16 protein-coding genes are annotated in these 19,169 nt (G+C 64.2%); 5 read left to right on the top strand and 11 right to left on the bottom strand.

All coding sequences use genetic code 11. The features are described from left to right. Positions 1–124: 124 nt before the first annotated feature. The 4 genes from RSE12_15030 to RSE12_15015 form a co-directional block, all read right to left on the bottom strand. Positions 125–457: a DUF1992 domain-containing protein gene (locus RSE12_15030; GenBank protein WRH61673.1), complete on the bottom strand. Its 333-nt coding sequence runs from the start codon at positions 455–457 to the stop codon at positions 125–127. Positions 458–574: 117 nt separating this feature from the next. Next, a complete protein-coding gene (locus tag RSE12_15025) occupies positions 575–3,703 on the bottom strand; it encodes a valine--tRNA ligase (protein ID WRH61672.1) in 3,129 nt (1,042 codons plus the stop codon). An 88-nt stretch (positions 3,704–3,791) separates the two neighbouring features. Further along, complete coding sequence (locus tag RSE12_15020; GenBank protein ID WRH61671.1) at positions 3,792–4,616, bottom strand: hypothetical protein; 825 nt, start codon at positions 4,614–4,616, stop codon at positions 3,792–3,794. Further along, the gene (locus RSE12_15015; GenBank protein ID WRH61670.1) at positions 4,613–5,059 is read right to left on the bottom strand and encodes an ABA4-like family protein; all 447 of its coding nucleotides are present in this window, start codon (positions 5,057–5,059) and stop codon (positions 4,613–4,615) included. Before RSE12_15015 ends, RSE12_15020 begins: the two co-directional genes overlap by 4 nt. Before the next feature lie 97 nt (positions 5,060–5,156). On the opposite strand from RSE12_15015, the gene RSE12_15010 reads away from it, so the two are divergent. After that, positions 5,157–5,786, top strand: a complete 630-nt coding sequence (locus RSE12_15010; GenBank protein ID WRH61669.1) for a TetR/AcrR family transcriptional regulator — start codon at positions 5,157–5,159, stop codon at positions 5,784–5,786. A gap of 6 nt (positions 5,787–5,792) precedes the next feature. On the opposite strand, the gene RSE12_15005 is transcribed toward RSE12_15010, so the two are convergent. Further along, positions 5,793–6,224, bottom strand: a complete 432-nt coding sequence (locus tag RSE12_15005) for an Lrp/AsnC family transcriptional regulator (GenBank protein WRH61668.1) — start codon at positions 6,222–6,224, stop codon at positions 5,793–5,795. Between the two features lie 209 nt (positions 6,225–6,433). Here RSE12_15005 and RSE12_15000 point away from each other — a divergent pair, with 209 nt between their 5' ends. The 3 genes from RSE12_15000 to aguB all read left to right on the top strand — a co-directional run bounded on the left by RSE12_15000 (position 6,434) and on the right by aguB (position 10,902). Further along, positions 6,434–7,579: a type III PLP-dependent enzyme gene (locus RSE12_15000; GenBank protein ID WRH61667.1), complete on the top strand. Its 1,146-nt coding sequence runs from the start codon at positions 6,434–6,436 to the stop codon at positions 7,577–7,579. A gap of 109 nt (positions 7,580–7,688) precedes the next feature. Further along, complete coding sequence (locus RSE12_14995) at positions 7,689–9,959, top strand: xanthine dehydrogenase family protein molybdopterin-binding subunit (protein WRH61666.1); 2,271 nt, start codon at positions 7,689–7,691, stop codon at positions 9,957–9,959. 61 nt (positions 9,960–10,020) lie between these two features. Continuing rightward, complete coding sequence (gene aguB / locus RSE12_14990) at positions 10,021–10,902, top strand: N-carbamoylputrescine amidase (protein ID WRH61665.1); 882 nt, start codon at positions 10,021–10,023, stop codon at positions 10,900–10,902. Between the two features lie 57 nt (positions 10,903–10,959). On the opposite strand, the gene gltA is transcribed toward aguB, so the two are convergent. Both gltA and gltX read right to left on the bottom strand, forming a co-directional pair. Further along, the gene (gene gltA, locus RSE12_14985) at positions 10,960–12,255 is read right to left on the bottom strand and encodes a citrate synthase (protein ID WRH61664.1); all 1,296 of its coding nucleotides are present in this window, start codon (positions 12,253–12,255) and stop codon (positions 10,960–10,962) included. A gap of 81 nt (positions 12,256–12,336) precedes the next feature. Continuing rightward, complete coding sequence (gene gltX / locus RSE12_14980; GenBank protein ID WRH61663.1) at positions 12,337–13,746, bottom strand: glutamate--tRNA ligase; 1,410 nt, start codon at positions 13,744–13,746, stop codon at positions 12,337–12,339. Between the two features lie 85 nt (positions 13,747–13,831). On the opposite strand from gltX, the gene RSE12_14975 reads away from it, so the two are divergent. Continuing rightward, complete coding sequence (locus RSE12_14975) at positions 13,832–15,904, top strand: ComEC/Rec2 family competence protein (GenBank protein ID WRH61662.1); 2,073 nt, start codon at positions 13,832–13,834, stop codon at positions 15,902–15,904. On the opposite strand, the gene lexA is transcribed toward RSE12_14975, so the two are convergent. The 4 genes from lexA to trpC form a co-directional block, all read right to left on the bottom strand. Beyond that, positions 15,898–16,584, bottom strand: a complete 687-nt coding sequence (lexA, locus tag RSE12_14970) for a transcriptional repressor LexA (protein ID WRH61661.1) — start codon at positions 16,582–16,584, stop codon at positions 15,898–15,900. The genes RSE12_14975 and lexA overlap by 7 nt on opposite strands. Positions 16,585–16,664: 80 nt before the next feature. Next, entirely contained in the window at positions 16,665–17,843 is a 1,179-nt protein-coding gene (locus RSE12_14965; GenBank protein WRH61660.1) for a molybdopterin molybdotransferase MoeA, read from the bottom strand. Then, on the bottom strand, positions 17,840–18,340 hold the full coding sequence (gene moaC, locus RSE12_14960) for a cyclic pyranopterin monophosphate synthase MoaC (protein WRH61659.1): 501 nt from the start codon (positions 18,338–18,340) through the stop codon (positions 17,840–17,842). Before moaC ends, RSE12_14965 begins: the two co-directional genes overlap by 4 nt. A gap of 4 nt (positions 18,341–18,344) precedes the next feature. Further along, entirely contained in the window at positions 18,345–19,151 is an 807-nt protein-coding gene (gene trpC, locus RSE12_14955; GenBank protein ID WRH61658.1) for an indole-3-glycerol phosphate synthase TrpC, read from the bottom strand. Positions 19,152–19,169 lie beyond the last annotated feature (18 nt).

The following is a 19,169-nucleotide window of genomic DNA, read 5'->3' as shown; positions in this document are numbered from 1 at the left end:
AGAGGCGAATTTTTCGTGAAAAATTCGCAGGGGCAAACTTTCCTTGGAAAGTTTGGGCAGGTTTTCCATGGAAAACCTGCAGCAGAGAAGAATTTTCAGTGAAAATTCTTCGCCAGCGGCGCGGTCAGCCGCGCAGAAAGGCGCGGCGGGCCTCTTCCGCCATGGCCTGCCGCATCTGCACATCGGCAATGCGCGCCATCATCGCTTTGCGCGCCTCGGGATCGGTGATCGTGGCGAGTTCGGCCATGAGCCGGGCGGCTTCCTTTTTCAGGACAATCTCTTCGGGCAGGACGCCCGCCTCGGCCATGATGCGGAAACCCATCGCCTCACCCGGCGTGACAAAGGCATCGGCGGTGTGGTCGGGCAGGGGCTTGCCCTCTCCCTTCAGACCTTGAAGCTCACCCTTGAGGCGGGCTTTCTGCATCTGGCGTTCGGCGAGGCGGTTGAGCCATGACATTGGCAATCTCCTTCACCGGGAGTGTTGCGCGAATGATTGGCAAAGAAAAGGGGGCTGCGCGCCCCCTCGCCCCCCTGCGGGGGGCCTACCCCGCGGGATATTTTTGCAGAGAAGAAATCAGCCGATTTCAGCAAGACGGGAGAGGGCCGATTGCAGTTTGGCTGCCTCATCCTGACGCGCTTCGAGGTTTGCGCGGGCTTCATCCACCACCTCTTCGGGGGCAGAGGCGACGAAGGCTGGGTTGTTCAGCCGCCCGTTCAGCCCGCCGATTTCCTTGGCGAGTTTGTCCAGCGTTTTGGTCAGGCGGGCCTTTTCCTCGGCAATGTCGATGATCCCGTCCAGCGGCATGGCGAAGGCCGCGCCGTCCAATGCGATGGAGACGCTGCCTTTGGGGGCGGTGGCCGCCTCGGTCAGAGCATCAATGCGGGCGAGGCGTTTGATCAGCACTTCGTTTCGGGTCCAGGCGTGGCGGGCCTCATCGGACAGGGTGGTGGCAACGAGGTCGATCTTCAGGCCGACGGGGACATGCATCTGCGCGCGGGCGGAACGGATCTCGTCGATCAGGGTGGTGACCCAGCCCATTTCGCGGTCGGCGGCGGGATCGGCGAGCGACAGGTCGGCGGTCGGCCAATCGGTATGGACGAGCATCTTGGCGCGGGTGCCAGTGGTGGCCCAAAGCTCCTCGGTTATGAAGGGCATCATCGGGTGCAGCAGGATCATGCAGTGATCGAGCACCCAGGCCATGGTCCGGCGGGTTTCGTCGGCGGCGGGGCCGTCGAAGAGCGGTTTGGCGAATTCGACATACCAGTCGCAGACCTTGCCCCAGACGAATTTGTAGAGCGTGTCTGCGGCCTGATCAAAGCGGTAGTCGGTCAGGGCGGCGTCAACCTCGGCCAGGGCGCGGAGGGTTTCGCCGATGATCCAGCGGTTGGCTGTGGCGGTGGCCGTGGGGGGTGCGGATTGGGTGGCGTGGCCTTCCCACACCCCGTTCATTTCGGCGAAGCGGCAGGCGTTCCAGAGTTTGGTGCCGAAATTGCGATAGCCCGCGATGCGCTGGGTGTCGAGTTTCAGCACGCCGCCCAGCGAGGCCATGGCCGCGTTGGTGAAGCGCAGCGCGTCGGCGCCGAATTCGTCGATGATGTCGAGCGGGTCGATGACGTTGCCGAGCGACTTGGACATCTTCTTGCCCTTGGCATCGCGCACGAGGCCGTGAAGGTAGACCGTCTTGAAGGGTACCTGATCCACCACGGCAAGCTGCATCATCATCATCCGGGCGACCCAGAAGAAGAGGATGTCTTGCCCCGTGATCAGGACGGAGGTCGGGAAGAAGCGCTTCAGCGCATCGGTCGGTTCGGGCCAGCCCAGCGTGCCGATGGGCCAGAGGCCGGAGGAGAACCAGGTGTCGAGGACGTCGGGGTCGCGGACCAGAGGCGTCTTATGGATGTATTCCTTCCGGTCGTAGAATGCCTTCAGTTCATCGATCGTCTCTATTTGGACAAAACGATCTTCCGGCTCCAAATAGTACTCGGAAGCCATCTTGCAGACGTCGGACCAAGACGCGGCGCAGAATTCGGCACGATTCCCGCCGAAGGGGCCGCCCAGTCGATCATGCTTGTCACGCAAGGCACGTTGGCGGTCGGACCACACTATCCGCGACGTAACCCTTGGCCCATACCACACCGGGATCTGATGGCCCCACCAGAGCTGGCGCGAGATGCACCAGGGTTCGATATTGTCCAGCCAGTGGTAATAGGTCCGCTCGCCGCTTTCGGGGATGATCCTGACTTCGCCCGAGCGGACGGCGTCCAGAGCGGGTTGCACAATTCGAACAGTATCGACGAACCATTGGTCCGTCAGCATGGGTTCAATTACAGTTTTCGAACGATCGCCGAAGGGCTGCATGATTTTCTTGGACTCGACGAGGGGTACGGTTTCATCGGCCCCTTCGGCCCCGGCCTTGATCGCCGTCTTGCCCAGACGCGGGTCATCCGCGCGGGTCATGACGGCCAGACCTTCGGCCGTGATCTCGTCCACCACGCGTTTGCGCGCGTCTAGCCTGTCCAGCCCGCGGAGGTGATCGGGGACGAGGTTGAGGGCGTCGACCTTTGCCTCGGATAGCGTGAAGGGCTGCTCGGCGATGCCGGGTGTGGCATAGCCTTTGGAGACCAGCCATGCGCGGGACATTTGGCCTGCCACACGCGCGGCTTCGGCGTAGGGAGCGCCGTCGTTGCGCATCCGGGCGCGGGTGTCCATCAGGCGGTAGCAAGGGATGCCGCCGCGTTTGGCCACGGCGTAATCGTTGAAATCATGCGCCCCGGTGATCTTCACCGCGCCGGAGCCGAAAGTCGGATCGGGATATTCATCTGCGATGATCGGGATCAGGCGGCGGGTTTCCTTTGGCCCGACCGGGATTTCGCAGAGCATCCCCACGATGGCGGCATAGCGTTCGTCCGAGGGATGCACCGCAACTGCACCATCGCCCAGCATGGTTTCGGGGCGGGTGGTGGCGATGGAGATGTAATCCCGCGTCTCGCGCAGGATCACGTTCCCATCGGCGTCTTTTTCGACATATTCATAGGTGGCCCCGCCCGCGAGCGGATATTTGAAGTGCCACATATGGCCGTCGGTTTCGGTATTCTCGACCTCAAGATCCGAAATTGCGGTCTCAAAATGCGGGTCCCAGTTCACCAGCCGTTTGCCGCGGTAGATCAGGCCCTTGTTGTAGAGGTCCACAAAAACGCGGATGACGGCGTCGTGGAAATTGCCTTCCTCGCCCGCCGGGGCCCCCGGCGCGCCGGACATGGTGAAGGCTTCGCGGTCCCAATCGCAAGAACAGCCGAGACGCTGTAGTTGACCGATGATCGTGCCGCGGGATTTCTTTTTCTGTTCCCAGACGCGGCGGGTAAAAGCCTCACGCCCCATCGTCCTGCGGTCCGGCTCTTGATGCAGGGCCATGTCGCGTTCGGTCACCATCTGGGTGGCGATGCCGGCATGGTCGGTGCCGGGCTGCCACAGCGTGTCATGCCCGCGCATGCGGTGCCAGCGCGTTAGGATATCCTGCAACGTGTTGTTGAAGGCGTGGCCCATGTGGAGCGAGCCCGTCACATTGGGCGGCGGGATCATCACGCAAAAGCTTTCCGCGCCGGGTTTGGCGTTGGCCCCGGCGCGAAAGGCCTTGGTGTTGATCCATTGCGCGGAGATCCGCGCCTCGGCCTCGGCGGCGTTGAAGGTCTTTTCCATCGGCATCGCATGCACCCCTTGCAGTCGTGGGGGTTCTAGCGCGCGACGGGGGCGAGGGAAAGCAGGAGATGCCCGCTTTCCCCGCGCGGCGGGGTCAGATGAGGGGAAGGCCTTGCAGGGCCTGCCCGAAGACCGCAGCGACGAGGAGGGCATAAGCAGCAGCGCCCGCCCAGACCAGCGTCAGCCCGCCCCGCGCATCGCCCATGCGGGCCGCGACAAGGCCCCAGAGCGGGAGGCCGTGCAGCGCATGGGTGGAGAGGAAATGCGCAACGCGCAGATCGCCCACCTCGCGCGACCAGCCGAGGATGGGAAGCGTTGCCCCGGTGACAGGGATGCCCACGAAATGGCCCCCGGCGGAGGAAAGATAACCTGCCGTGATGACGGTCAGGACGAAGGTCAGGATCAGACCCAGCGCGATGGAGAGTTTGACTGCCGGGCTCAGACCGGTTTCAGGGTTGCGCCAGATGGAGATGCCCATGGCGAGGCTGGCCGATGTGAGCAGCACGGCAAAGACCCCCATCAGCGAATAGATCGCCGTAAAGAAGGGGATGTCAGTGTTGAAATGCGACGCGGTGTTCTGCATCGCCGCCGCCGACAGCCACGCGCATTCGGCCAGGATCGCGAAGATGACCGATGCCGTGAACCACCGCCAGCGGCGGCTGGTGCGGGTGGTGACGGGCATGTAGCGGGCGAAGAAGGCGAGGGTGATGGCGTAGATGGACAGGGCGTAGTGGAACTTTACCGGCTTCATCCACGGGCTTTCGCCCTGAAAGACGCGAGTATCAATGGCCATGGCGGCGTAAAGAGGGACCAATGCGAGGATCAGAATGACCGCCAGCACCGTCAGCGCGGGGGCGTCGGACCACATACGGCGCAGATCGGGGAAGAGCGGGGCGGGGGTGGCGAGGGCGGTGGTCATTGGGTGGCTCCGGTCATGCGGGCGCGCAGGGTGAGGCTGGCGCGGAGGATGAGGAAAGCAAGCAGGCCTGCGGGACCGAAGAGGAAGGTCAGCACGAGGCAGGGCAGGATCAGCAGGTGGGGGATCGCCTCGGCTCGGGCGGTACGGGTGATCCAGGCCCCGACGAACAGATCGAAGGCGAGGTAGTGGACCCATCCTGCAAGCGCGACGGCGGGGTTGGTGAAAAGTGCCATGACATTGGCAAGGCTGTCGAACCCGCCCGGCGCATCGGCCCAGTGGACGAGGATCAGCGCGGTATAGGCCACCGAAAGCAGGGCCGGGATGACCAGCGCCGCCACCCAATCGGCCAGACGCGGCGCCAGCGGCGACAGCACCAGCGCCAGCCAGCCCAGCATGGCCAGCGGACCGGTGATCTGAAACATCTGGTGGGGATCGGACAGCATCGGCGGCTCCTATCTTGACAGTGTCAGGATATGGGGTCGGCGAGACCTGTCAAGGAAAATCTTGCCAGTGACAAGATCGGACTGTATCCCGATGCGTATGACCAGACTGCCACCCAAACTTTTGCCTGATCCTGCGCCCCCGTCTGCCGAGGGTCGGGCCTATCATCACGGCGATCTGCGGGCGGCCCTGTTGGCGGCGGCCGAAGATGAATTGGCCGCGCGCGGGGTTGAGGGGTTTTCGCTGCGGCAGGTGGCCAAGCGGGCCGGCGTCAGCCATGCCGCGCCCGCGCATCATTTTGGCGATGCAGCGGGGCTGTTGACGGCGTTGGCGGCAGAAGGGTTCCGCCAGTTTCTGGCCGCGCAAGCCGCGCGCGAGGCGCGGGCGGCGCAGGATCCGGCATCACAATTGGTGGCGGCGGGGCTGGGTTACGTCGATTTCGCCATGGCGCGCCCGGCGCTGTTTCGGCTGCTATGGCAATCGGAGCGGCCGGATTTCGGCGATGCGGACCTGCGGGCCGCGGCGCGGGCAGCGTTTCAACATCTGGTGGATCAGGTGATGGCGGCGGGTGGGCGCAGCATGGCGGATGAGGCGGCGGCCTGGGCTATGGCGCATGGGTTGGCCGATCTGCTGGCGTCCGGGCGGCTCGAATCGCTGGGCAGCATGACGGGGGAGGCGCGGGACGAGATGGTGGCCGCGATCATCCGGCGGGTGTTGCCTGCGGGGTAGGGGGCTTCACACAGCCCGGTCGATCCGGGTGCTGAGATGGATCAGGCTTTCCGAGGATTTCACCCCGGTCATCGCGCCGATCTGATCGAGCACCTGATCCAGCACTTGTGTATTGGGGCAGGCGATCTGCATCAGAAGATCGAAGCGCCCGCTGGTGGTGAAGACACGCTCCACCTCGGCAATCGATTTGAGGCGGGTCAGAATCCCGGCCTGCGCGCGGGGTTCGATGGTCAGCAGGACCGAGGCGCGAATCCGCCCCTGACGCGCGCCTTCGCCCAGTTTCAGCGTGTATCCGGCGATCACGCCGGTGGTTTCCAGCCGCTCCAGCCTTGCCTGTATGGTGGAGCGCGCAACCTTTAGCCGTCGGGCCAGAGTCGCCACCGACATACGGGCATCCGCCCCCAGAAGCCCGATTATGTTGCGATCCAGTTCGTCCATGCAATATGCCCGATGTTTTCGTCATTATAACGAAGAAATAGCGCAATTATACAGTTTTGTTCGGTGACTTTGTACAGCATACGACGCATCCTTAGTTGCAGGAAAAGGGCGGCTCATACGCACCTGGCCTGGTTGGAAAAACCACGCAGGTGCCCACCGTCGAGCAGCGGGAAGGGACTTGCGTCTTGTTGGCCGAAAGGATCACGCCGATGGGACTGTCAAAGACAATCTGGACCAACCCGACCGAATTTCTTCGTAGTCAGCAGCCGGAGAACCCGGTGCTGTTCTTCAGCCCCTCGGCCCTGCAGGCGGCCGCGCGCCGGTTCATCGACGGCTTTCCGGGCATGGTGACTTATGCCGTGAAATCCAATCCGGGCGAGGAAGTGGTGGAGAACCTCTCGGCTGCCGGGATTCGCGGCTATGACTGCGCCTCCAGCTTTGAGATCGACCTGATCCGTCGCCTCGCCCCGGACGCGGCCATCCACTACAACAACCCGGTGCGGTCGCGCACCGAAATCGCCTATGCGGTGGAAAAGGCTGTGAAGTCCTATTCCGTTGATTCCGCAACGGAACTGGCCAAGCTGATCGAACTGGTTCCTGTCCGCGACACCGAGATTTCCGTGCGCTTCAAGCTGCCCGTTGCAGGGGCGGCTTATAACTTTGGCGCGAAATTCGGCGCGACGGCAGAGCTGGCCACCGATCTGCTGCGCACTGTGGCCGAGGCGGGTTTCATCCCGTCGCTTACGTTCCATCCTGGCACGCAGTGCACCGATCCGGCCGCGTGGGAGACCTATATCCGCACTGCCGCCGATATCGCGCGGGATGCGGGCGTGACGATTGCGCGGCTGAACGTGGGCGGCGGGTTCCCGTCGCACCGTCTGACGGGCGTGATCCCGGCGCTGGAAGCCACCTTCCAGCTGATCGACCGTGTGGCGACCGAATCTTTCGGCGACAACCGCCCGCTGCTGGTCTGTGAGCCGGGCCGCGCGCTGTGCGGCGACGCGTTCACGCTGGCGGCACGGGTCAAGGCGCTGCGCGACGATACGCATGTGTTCCTGAATGATGGTGTCTATGGCACGCTGACGGAACTGCCGCTGATCGGCGTGATTGACCGTACCGAAGTGCTGACACCGGAAGGCGACAAGCGCGAGGGCGCGTTGCAGGGCCGGATCGTCTTTGGCCCGACCTGCGATTCGGTGGACCGTCTGCCGGGAGAAGTGGCGCTGCCGTCCGATATCGCCGAGGGCGATTATGTGATCGTGCAGGGGATGGGGGCCTATTCCACCGTCACCAACACCCGGTTCAACGGGTTTGGCGATCTGATGATGGCGACGGTTCTGTCGCTGAAGGTCTGATCGCGGACCTGCTGTTCGGTTAATTGGCTGTCAATCATTGCGCCCCCGGCTGGACATTCCCCGCCGGGGGCGTAGTTTTTGCGGCTGCACCTTACAGGAACAGCCCCCCATGAAATTCGGCCAAGCCCAACCCGCCCGTCGCCGTGAAGATATCCGCTTCCTGACCGGGCAGGGCCGCTTTGTCGATGATATCGCGCCCAAAGGCGCGCTTCAGGCGTGGTTCCTGCGATCGGATCACGCGCATGCGGATATCACGGCGCTGGATGTGGCGGCGGCCCGTGGTGCGCAGGGCGTGCATCTGGTGCTGACGGCAGGGGATCTGCGCGCGGCCGGGGTGGATACGGGGATGCGCTTTACCCGCGTGCCCAACCGCGATGGCAGCAAGGGCGCGGCCCCCGCACGGCCGGTGTTGGCCGAAGGGCGGGTGCGGTTTGTGGGCGAGGCGGTGGCGATGATCGTGGCCGATACGCTGGATGCCGCGCGGGATGCGGCGGAACTGATCGACCTGTCGCTGGAGGAGGTGCCGGTATCGCTGTCGCTGCATCCCGGCGGCGCGGCGATCCACCCAGAGGCGGCGGGGAATCTGGCCTTTGACTATGGCATCGGGCGCGAGGCGGAAACCGCCGCGGCGCTGGCGGCATCGGCGCATGTCGTGCGGCTGGAGGTGCTGCACAACCGGGTGATCGTGAACCCGATGGAGCCGCGCGCGGCCTGGGCGGAATGGGACGGGGCAAAGCTGCATCTGTGCGTGAACGGGCAGGGCGTCTGGACCCAGAAGAAAGAACTGGCGCGGATGCTGGGGCTGGCCCCGGATGCCGTGCGGGTGACCAACCCGGATGTCGGCGGTGGGTTCGGGATGAAGGCGATGACCTATCCGGAATACGTGGTCATCGCGCAGGCGGCGCGGATTCTGGGCCGTCCGGTGCGGTGGATTTCCGAGCGTGGCGAAGGGATGCTGACTGACAATGCCGGGCGCGATCTGGTGGCAGAGGCAGAGATGGGGTTTGATGCCGATCTGCGGATCACCGGGTATCGGGTGCGGGTGCTGTCGAACCTTGGGGCCTATAATTCGCAATTCGCGCAGGCGATCCAGTCAGAACTGTTTTCCAAGGTGCTGACCGGGCTTTACGACATTCCCAATGCTTGGCTGAATGCGCTGGGGGTGTTTACCAACACCGCGCCGGTCGATGCCTATCGGGGCGCGGGGCGGCCTGAGGCGATTCTGACCATTGAGCGGGTGATGGATGAGGCCGCGCGCGTGCTGGGGGCCGATCCGTTCGATCTGCGGCGGAGGAATTTCATTCGCACTTTCCCCTATCGGACGGTGACGGATCAGGTGATCGACGTGGGCGATTTCCATCGCGTGCTGGCGCGGGCCGAGGTGGAGGGCGATGTTGCCGGCTTTGCTGCGCGTCGGGCGGCGAGTGAAGCCAAGGGGATGCTGCGGGGGCTGGGGCTGGCCACCTATATCGAATCCATTCTTGGCGATCCGTCGGAAACCGCGCGGCTGACGCTGGATCCGGATGGTGGGGCGACGCTTTACGTGGGCACGCAATCGAACGGGCAGGGGCATGAAACGGTTTATGCCCGGATGACGGCGGGCATGACCGGGCTGCCTGAGGAGAAGATCCGCATCGTTCAGGGTGACAGCGACCTGGTCGCGAACGGTGGCGGGACAGGCGGTTCGCGATCGGTGACGGTGCAGGGAACGGCGACGCGGGCCACGGTTATCCAGACAGTGGCGCGGTTGGGCGCGTTTCTGGAAGAGGAACTGGGCCTGAGCGAAGTGCGGTTCGATGACCTGACTTTTGGCGCTGCGGGTTCGAACCTGCGGCTGACGCTGGCCGAGGCGGCAGAGTTGGCGCGGGAAAAGGGGCGCGAAGACCTGTGCGACCATGCCGCGACGATCACGCTGGAGGGACGGTCTTTCCCCAATGGCGCGCATTTGGCCGAGGTGGAAATTGATCCGGAAACCGGGGCGTTGCGGCTGGATCGCTATACGGTGGTGGATGATTTCGGAACGCTGATCGCGCCGGAACTGGCCATCGGGCAGGTGCATGGCGGGGTGGCGCAGGGCTATGGGCAGGCGGTCATGGAACTGGCCGTGCATGATGAGGCGGGACAGTTGCTGACGGCAAGCTTCATGGATTACGCCATGCCGCGAGCGGATGATCTGCCATTCATGGATTTCACATCAGAGCCCGTGCCATCGGTGCTGAACCCGTTCGGGATGAAGGGCTGCGGCGAGGCGGGGACAGTGGGCGCGCTGGGGGCCATTTCCAATGCGGTGCGCGATGCGCTGGCCGGGCAGGGTGTGACGCGGGTGGACATGCCCTTTACCCCGCAGCGCATCTGGCATTGGTTGCAGGCGGCGGGGTAGGGCGCTTTTCTTTGCCCCCGGCTGCGGGTTAACTGCCCGCAACCCGAGCCGGAGGAAACCCATGACCACAGTCACCGTCGCCGCCACGCAATTCGCCTGTAGCTGGGATTTGCCCGCCAATGCCGACAAGGCGGAGGCGTTGGTTCGGAAGGCCGCCGCGCAGGGCGCGCAGGTGGTGCTTATCCAAGAATTGTTCGAGGCGCCCTATTTCTGCATCACCGAACGCGCGGAATATTTCCGTCTGGCCCGTCCGTTGGAGGGGCATCCGCTGGTGGCGCGGTTTCAATCGCTGGCGAAAGAGTTGGGGGTGGTGCTGCCGCTTTCGTTCTTTGAGAAGGCGGGGCAGGCGCATTTCAATTCGGTTGCCATGATCGATGCTGATGGCGCGATGTTGGGCCTGTACCGCAAGAGCCATATCCCGCAGGGGCCGGGGTATGAGGAGAAATACTATTTCTCGCCCGGGGATACGGGGTTCAAGGTGTGGTCAACCGCCCATGGCCGGATTGGTGTGGGCATTTGTTGGGACCAGTGGTTCCCCGAAGCGGCGCGGGCGATGGCGTTGATGGGGGCGGAGATGCTGCTGTACCCCACGGCCATCGGATCAGAGCCGCCTGCGCCGGGCTATGACAGCCAGCCGCATTGGGAAATGGTGATGCGCGGCCATGCGGCGGCGAATATCCTGCCGGTGATCGCGTCGAACCGGATCGGTACGGAAACTGCGCCGGAAGGGGTGGATGTGACCTTCTACGGATCATCCTTCATTTCCGATCAGACCGGGCAACTGGTGGCCAAGGCGTCGCGCGACCGGGAAGAGGTGCTGACGGCGACCTTTGATCTGGAGGCGATTGCCGCGCTGCGCGGAAGTTGGGGGCTGTTTCGCGACCGGCGGGTCGATCTGTACGGCGCGGTGCAGACGCTGGACGGTACGCGGCGCAGCGCCTGAAACCGTGCATGAAAAACGGCGGCCAAAGGGCCGCCGTTCCTGCAGATTTCTGATCTATCAGCGGTTTTTCAGATCGACGAAGTCGCGCTTGGTTTCGCCCACGTAAAGCTGGCGCGGGCGGCCGATCTTCTGGTTCTTTTCGCCAATCATCTCTTTCCACTGCGCGATCCAGCCCACCGTGCGCGACAGCGCGAAGATCGGGGTGAACATAGCGGTGGGGAAGCCCATCGCATCGAGGATGATGCCGGAATAGAAATCGACGTTGGGATAGAGCTTTTTGGAGACGAAGTAATCGTCTTCCAGCGCGATCCGTTCCAGTTCCTTGGCGACTTGCAGGGTGGGGTTGTTTTCAATCCCCATCAGGCCCAGCACCTCATCCGCGGATTCCTTCATCACCTTGGCCCGAGGATCGAAGTTCTTGTAGACGCGGTGGCCAAAGCCCATCAGGCGGAAGGGATCATCCTTGTCCTTGGCGCGGCGGATGTATTCGGGAATGCGGTCCACGGTGCCGATTTCGCGCAGCATTTCCAGACAGGCCTGATTGGCCCCGCCATGCGCCGGGCCCCAGAGGCAGGCGATGCCGGCAGCAACGCAGGCAAACGGGTTGGCCCCCGAAGACCCGGCCAGACGGACGGTGGAGGTAGAGGCGTTCTGTTCATGGTCGGCGTGCAGCATCATGATGCGGTCCAGCGCCTTGGACAGGACCGGATCGACGACGTAATCCTCTGCCGGAACAGAGAAGCACATGTGCAGGAAATTGCCCGCGTAATCGAGGCTGTTCTTCGGATACACGAAGGGCTGGCCGATGGAGTATTTGTAGGCCATCGCGGCGATGGTGGGGAGTTTTGCGATCATCCGGATCGCAGCAACCTCGCGCTGCCAGGGATCGTTGATATCCAGCGAGTCGTGATAGAAGGCTGACATGGCGCCAACGACGCCCACCATGGTGGCCATCGGGTGGCTGTCACGGCGGAACCCGCGGAAGAAGTAGTGCATCTGTTCATGCACCATCGTGTGCCGCGTCACGCGGCCCCGGAAATCGGCCAGTTGGGCGGCGGTGGGCAGTTCTGCGTAAAGCAGCAGATAGCAAAGCTCGAGGTAGGAGGATTTATCCGCCAGCTGTTCGATCGGATAGCCACGGTGCAGCAATTCGCCCTTGTCGCCATCGATATAGGTGATCGCGCTTTCACAAGCGGCGGTGGAGGTGAAGCCGGGGTCAAAGGTGAAGACATCCGCCTCGGCATAGAGTTTGCGGATGTCGAGGACATCCGGGCCGAGCGTCGGGGAATGGATGGGAAGATCGTAGCTTTTCCCGTCCAGGGTCAGGGTTGCGGATTTCTTGCTGTCGGCCATCTTTCAACGTCCCTCATTGTTCCGCTCGCCGGGCAGGGCGATGCGGCTGGTAGCATTGGGGCGGCCGTCAGAGGGGGGCATTCAGCCCGCAGCATCCTCAAGCCGCGCGATCGTTTCGTCACGACCGATGACTAGCATCATGTCGTAAACGCTTGGTGTCGCAGTCCGCCCCGCAAGGGCTGTGCGCAGCGGCGCGGCGAGTTTGCCGAATCCGATGCCGTGGGCTGTGGCGATTTCGTTCAGGATCGGCTCCAAATCCTGTTTCGTCCAGCTAACATTTTGCAGTCGCGGCGTCAACATTTTCAGTATACCACGGGATACCGGATCGAGGGCCTTGGCCGCAGCCTCATCTGCCGCGATGGGGCGGCTGGTCAGCGCAAAATGCGCTTTTTCAAGCAGTTCCGGGAATGTCTTCGCGCGTTCCTTGACGCAGTAAAGCGCGCGTGACAGGAGGTCGCGCTGCGCCCCTGTCAGGGCAGGCAAGGCGGCGGCGGCAAGGTAACCTTCGATTTCATGCAGCAGTGCAGCATCGTCGCTGGCGGCAATGTGCAGGCCGCAGATGTTTTCCAGCTTCTTGAAATCCAGCCGTGCGGGGGACCGCCCAATGCCGGGCAGATCGAACCATTCCGTCGCCTGCGCGGTTGTGAAGAACTCATCATCGCCATGCGCCCAGCCCAGACGGGCCAGATAGTTGCGCATGCCCGCCGCCGGGTAGCCCTGCGCCTGATAATCGCCCACAGCGGTGGCGCCGTGGCGTTTGGACAGTTTCTTGCCATCCGGCCCGTGGATCAGCGGGATATGCGCCCAGACCGGGATATCCCAGCCCATGGCATCATAGACCATTTGCTGGCGCGCCGCGTTGTTGAGGTGGTCATCGCCCCGGATCACATGGGTGACGCCCATATCATGGTCATCGACCACCACGGCCAGCATGTAGGTGGGCGTTCCATCGGATCGCAATACGATCATGTCATCCAACTGGTCATTGCCAAAGCGCACGGTACCCTGAACGGCATCTTCGACCACGGTTTCACCTGTGCGGGGCGCGCGCATCCGAATGGCATAGGGGGCATCCGGATGGGTGGCAGGGTCGGCATCGCGCCAGGGCGACAGGAAGACGGCATAGCTGGCACCCTTCGCCTCGGCTTCGGCGCGGAAGGCGGCGATTTCTTCGGCGGTGGAAAAGCACTTATAGGCCGTGCCGCGCGCCAGCATTTCATGCGCCACTTCGGCATGGCGGTGACGCTGTTCGAACTGGCTGACGGCGTCGCCATCCCAATCGAGGCCCAACCAGCGCAGGCCTTGCAGGATCGCCTCGGTCGCGGCGGGGGTGGAGCGTTCGCGATCGGTGTCTTCGATCCGCAAGAGGAACTTGCCGCCGCGCCCGCGGGCGTAAAGCCAGTTGAACAGCGCCGTGCGCCCGCCGCCGATATGGAGGTATCCGGTGGGCGAGGGGGCGAAGCGGGTGACAACAGGCTTATCGGCGCACATCGTGCATTAACCTTTCGGAAACCAAGGCGGGAATAGGGTCGGGGCCTGTCTAGGCAATCGCGGGGCGGGAAACAAGGTGGTGGGGGTGGGTGCCTTGGCGGGCAAGGGGATGCTGGGCCTTGCCGGGCTGCGCGGGCAGCTGTTCGCCTTTGTGCCAGTGGGGATTGGGATTGGCATCGGGGTCTGGTTCGGCCTGCGCGAGGAACCGGGTTTGTGGGCCTATGCGGGGATCGGAGCCGGTATTGCGCTGATTGGGCTGCTGCATCGTCTGTGGGAGCCGGTTCAGCCGCTGGCCCTCTTTGCGGCCTGCGTGCTGGGTGGTTTTCTGGCCTGTGGCCTGCGGGTCCATTTCGTGGCGGCCCCGATATTGGAGGCGGAGTTCTATGGTGCGGTGACGGGCCGGATTGTCGAGGTGGACCGGTCACAGGCGGGGGCGCTGCGGATCACCTTGGACCGGGTCTGGTTGGAGGAGGAGCCGCCCACTGCCACCCCGGCCCATATCCGGCTGTCATTACAGGGGGATCAGCGCTGGCTGGATCCGGTGCCGGGATCGGTGGTGATGGCGACGGCGTTCCTGTCGCCGCCGCAGGGGCCGGTGGAACCGGGGGCCTTTGATTTTCGCCGCATGGCGTTCTTTGAAGGGTTGGGCGCGGTGGGCTATACCCGCCACCCGGTGCTGTTGTGGCAGGAGCCCGCGCCGGGTGAGGCGCGGGTGGGGCGGTTGCGCGCCTTTCTGTCAGCTGCAATCCGGGCGGAGATTGCGGGTGATGCCGGGGCCTTTGCGGCGGGCGTGCTGACGGGAGACAGATCCGGCCTATCGCGTGAGGCGGTGGAGGCGTTGCGGGATTCGAGCCTGGCGCATCTGCTTGCGATTTCCGGGATGAACATGGCCTTCCTGATCGCCTTTGTCTTTGCGCTGTTGCGCTATGGGCTGGCGTTGGTGCCGCCGGTGGCGTTGCGGATCAACAGCAAGAAGGTGGCGGCGGTTGTGTCGCTGGGGGTGGCGGCCTTTTATCTGGCGCTGTCGGGGTCGAATGTGGCGACGGAGCGTGCTTTCATCATGGTGGCGGTGATGCTGGTGGCGGTGCTGCTGGACCGCCGGGCGATCACGCTGCGGTCAGTGGCGATTGCGGGCATGATCCTGCTGCTATGGCAACCCGAGGCGCTGCTGTCACCGGGGTTTCAGATGAGCTTTGCCGCAACCGTGGCGCTGATCGTAGGCTTTGCCGCGATGACGGATCGGCTGGAGCCGGGGCAATGGCCGCGCTGGGTGCAAATGGGGGTGGCGCTGGTGTTGTCATCGATACTGGGCGGGGTGGCGACGGCCCCCTATGCGGCGGCGCATTTCAACCGGTTCACGGATTATGGGCTGGTGGCGAACCTGCTGACGGGGCCGGTGATGGGGATGGTGGTGATGCCCGCCGGGGCGATGGCGGCGGTGATGGCACCATTCGGGCTTGCCGGGTTGCCGCTATGGGTGATGGAGCAGGGATGCCGCTGGATCCTGTATGTTGCGCATGAGGTGGCCGCGCTGGAGGGGGCGGTGACCGCCATACCCGCGCCGCCTGCTGTGGTGCTGCCGATGCTGACGCTGGGGCTGTGCTGGGTGGTGTTGTGGCCGGGGCGGCTGCGCTGGGGCGGCGGGGTGGCAGTGGTGGCGGCGCTGGTGATCTGGGCGCAGGCCGCGCGGCCCGTGGTTCTGATCGGCGCGGGGGGGATGGTTGGGGTGATGGGGCCGGAGGGGCGAGCGATTTCATCCGCGCGCGGGGCGGGGTTCATGGTGGCGAACTGGCTGGAGAATGATGGTGATCTGGCGGGTCAGGAGGCTGCCGCGGGGCGACCGGGGTTCGTTGAGGGCGAGGGCGGGCGGGTCTTTCCCTTTGCGGGCCGGACAGGGCTGCTGGTGGCGAAGGGGGGTACGGCGCCACCGGGGGCCTGTCAGAGCCATGCGGTGGTGGTTGTTCACGAGGTGGCGGAGAGGAGAGGCCCCTGTCTGTTGATCGACACGGACCTGCTGGACCAAAGCGGCACGATTGCCATCGTGGACGCCACTTCAGGGCTGCGCGTTCAGGTCACACAGGGCGACAGACGGATATGGTCCGCCACGACAGTCGTCGCGGGGCTATCCTTGCCGGCTGTCGCGCTGCCGGATCAATAGCTGCGGATCAGCCCGACAAGGCGGCCCTGCACACGAACGGCGTGATCAGGGAAGACGCGGGTTTCATAGGCCGGGTTGGCCGCTTCCAGCGCAATCATGCCGCCACGGCGGCGAAAGCGTTTCAGCGTGGCCTCGGCTTCCTCGACCAAGGCTACGACGATATCGCCATTCTCGGCCGTGGATTGTTCGCGGATCACCACGATGTCGCCGTCGTTGATCCCGGCTTCGATCATCGAGTCGCCCTTCACCTCCAGCGCGTAATGGTGACCCTTGCCCGAAAGCATGGACCCCGGCACGGCGATGTGGTGGGAGATTTCGGCAATCGCCTCGATCGGGACGCCAGCTGCGATGCGGCCCATGACGGGCAGTTCCATGGCATGGATCGCCTCAACCGGCAAGGCGGCGCGGGGCTGTTCGGGTTTGGTCCCTTCGATCACGCGGGGTTTGAAGCCGGCTTTTTCCATCGCCTCGGGCAGTTTGACGATTTCCAGTGCGCGGGCGCGGTGGGCAAGGCGGCGGATGAAGCCGCGTTCTTCCAGTGCGGTGATCAGGCGGTGGATGCCGGATTTGGAGCGCAGATCGAGCGCCTCTTTCATCTCGTCGAAGGACGGGGGAACGCCGTCCACATCCATCCGGGTCTTGATGAAATCCAGAAGTTCAAGCTGTTTACGGGTCAGCATGTGCCACCTCAACGCGACTGTGTTGGTGCAATGTTCTGCCAGTGTTCTTGTTTTGTGTCAACCCGTTCTCATCATGCGGGTCAGAGCGGCAGGAAATCCACCTCGGTTCCCGCAGGCTGGGGCCCATCGCCAAGGGGGCGGATCAGCAGGGCGTCAGCCTCGGTCAGGATGGTGATGAGGGCGCTGTCCTGCCTGTCAAAGGGGGTGATCTGCGGCAGGCCGGGGCCGGGGGACAGGCGCGCGCGCATGTAATGGGTGCGGGGGCCGTTGGCGGGGGTGTCCTGCGCGAGAACGGCCCGCCGGGTGGCGGGCGGGTGTTCGCCAAGGCCCAGCATGGCGCGGACCATGGGAAGCAGGAACAGATGCCCGCAGACGATGGAGGAGACGGGATTGCCGGGCAAGCCCAGCATCGGGATGCCGCGCAACCGGCCCGCCATCAGGGGTTTGCCGGGGCGCATGGCGATTTTGTAGAAGGCGCGTTCCATCCCCATGCTTTCGGCCACGCGGCCGACAAGATCATGATCGCCCACCGATGCGCCGCCGATGGTGACGATGAGATCGGCGCCTTCGGTCATGGACAGGACGGTGAACAATTCCGCCTCGGTATCGCGGGCGATGGGCAGGAGGCGGGCCTCGGCCCCTTCGGCCTCTACCATCGCGGCGAGGGCATAGCTGTTTGACGCGATGATCTGATCGGCACGCGGGTCTTCGCCGGGGATGACCAGTTCATCGCCAGTGGGGATGATGGCGATGACGGGGCGGCGGGTGACCGTTACCTCGGGAAGGTTCATCGCGGCGATGAGCGCAAGGTCGTTGGGGCGCAGGCGGCGGGGTGAAAGCGCGGCCCCTGCGCGGAAATCCTGGCCGAGAGGGCGGATGTGGGTGCCGGTGTCGGCATTGGGGCGAATGGTGATGGTGGTGCCGTCAGCCTCTACATCTTCTTGGATCACCACGCGGGTGGCACCTTCGGGGATAGGGGCGCCGGTAAAGATGCGGACGGTCTGGCCGTGGCCCACGGCCCCGTGAAAGGCATGGCCAGCGCCGGCCTCGCCGATCAGGGTAAAGCGGTCGCCGGGGGCAGGGTCGCCTTGCAGGGCATAGCCATCCATGGCCGAGGCGGCAAAGGGCGGCTGGTCGCGGCGGGCGATGGCGGGGCGGGCCATGACGCGGCCAGCGGCCTGGCGCAGCGGCACGGTTTCAACATCCAGCTGTGCGACAAGGGCGAAGCAGCGCGCAAGCGCCTCATCGACCGAGATCATGCGCCAACCCCGGATTGTGCGGCCTCATAGCGCCCGGATTTTCCGCCATCCTTCAGAACAAGGCGGATACCGTTGATCTGCATGCCCTTCTCAGCCGCTTTCAGCATGTCATAGATCGTGAGACACGCGACGGAGACGGCTGTCAGCGCCTCCATCTCTACCCCGGTCTGGCCGCCTGTCTTGACGGTGGCCTGCACGTGGATGCCGGGAAGGGCGGGGTCGGGGGTCAGGTCCAGCGCGACCTTGGTGATGGGCAGGGGGTGGCAGAGCGGGATCAGATCTGCGGTGCGCTTGGCCGCCATGATCCCGGCAAGGCGGGCCACGCCCAGCACATCGCCCTTTTTCGCGCGCCCTTCGACGATCAACGCCAGTGTTTCGGCCGTCATCACCACCCGCCCTTCGGCCACGGCGACACGGTCTGTCACCGGTTTGGCCGAAACATCGACCATATGGGCGTGGCCCTTGTCGTCGAAATGGGTGAGCGGGCTGTCGGACATTGCCTTATCTCTGCCCGGTCAGCGGGCGGGCGAGGATGGCGCGGGTGGCAGCTTCCACATCCTTTTGCCGCATCAGGCTTTCGCCGATCAGGAAGCAGCGCGCGCCGAAGCGGGCGATGTCGGCCAGATCGGCGGGGGTATAAAGGCCGCTTTCCGATACGATCAGCCGATCCTCTGGCACGCGACGTGCAAGGTTGCGGGTGGTATCCAGCGTCACCTCAAACGTGTGGAGGTTGCGGTTGTTGATCCCGATCAGCGGCGATTTGAGCCGCGCGGCGCGTTCCAGTTCGGCCTGATCATGCACCTCGATCAGCACATCCATGCCCCATGCGATGGCGCAATCTTCCAGTTCCGCGGCCTGACTGTCGGTCAGCGAGGCCATGATCAGCAGGATGCAATCGGCATGCAGGCCGCGCGCTTCGACGATCTGATAGGGATCGTAGACGAAATCCTTGCGCAGGCAGGGCAGGTTGGTCGCCTGATGCGCCTGGGTCAGGTATTCGTCGGCCCCCTGAAAGCTGGGCGTGTCAGTCAGGACCGAAAGGCAGGTGGCCCCCCCTGCCTCATAGGCGCGGGCAAGCGCAGGCGGGTCGAAATCCGCGCGGATCAGACCCTTGGAGGGGCTGGCCTTCTTGATTTCGGCGATCAGGCCATAGCCCGAATGCGCAGCCTCGGTCAGGGCGCGGGTGAAGCCGCGCGGCGTGGGGGCAGCGTTGGCCGCCTCTTCCAGATCCTGCAAGGATCGCTGCGCCTTGCGGGCGGCAATCTCTTCCAGTTTGTAGGTCTTGATACGGTCGAGAATGGTGCTCATGCGAAAGGACTAACCTTT

It is taken from the genome of Fuscovulum sp., assembly GCA_035192965.1.
Lineage (GTDB): Bacteria > Pseudomonadota > Alphaproteobacteria > Rhodobacterales > Rhodobacteraceae > Paragemmobacter.
This window is presented reverse-complemented; position numbering and strand designations above follow the sequence as displayed.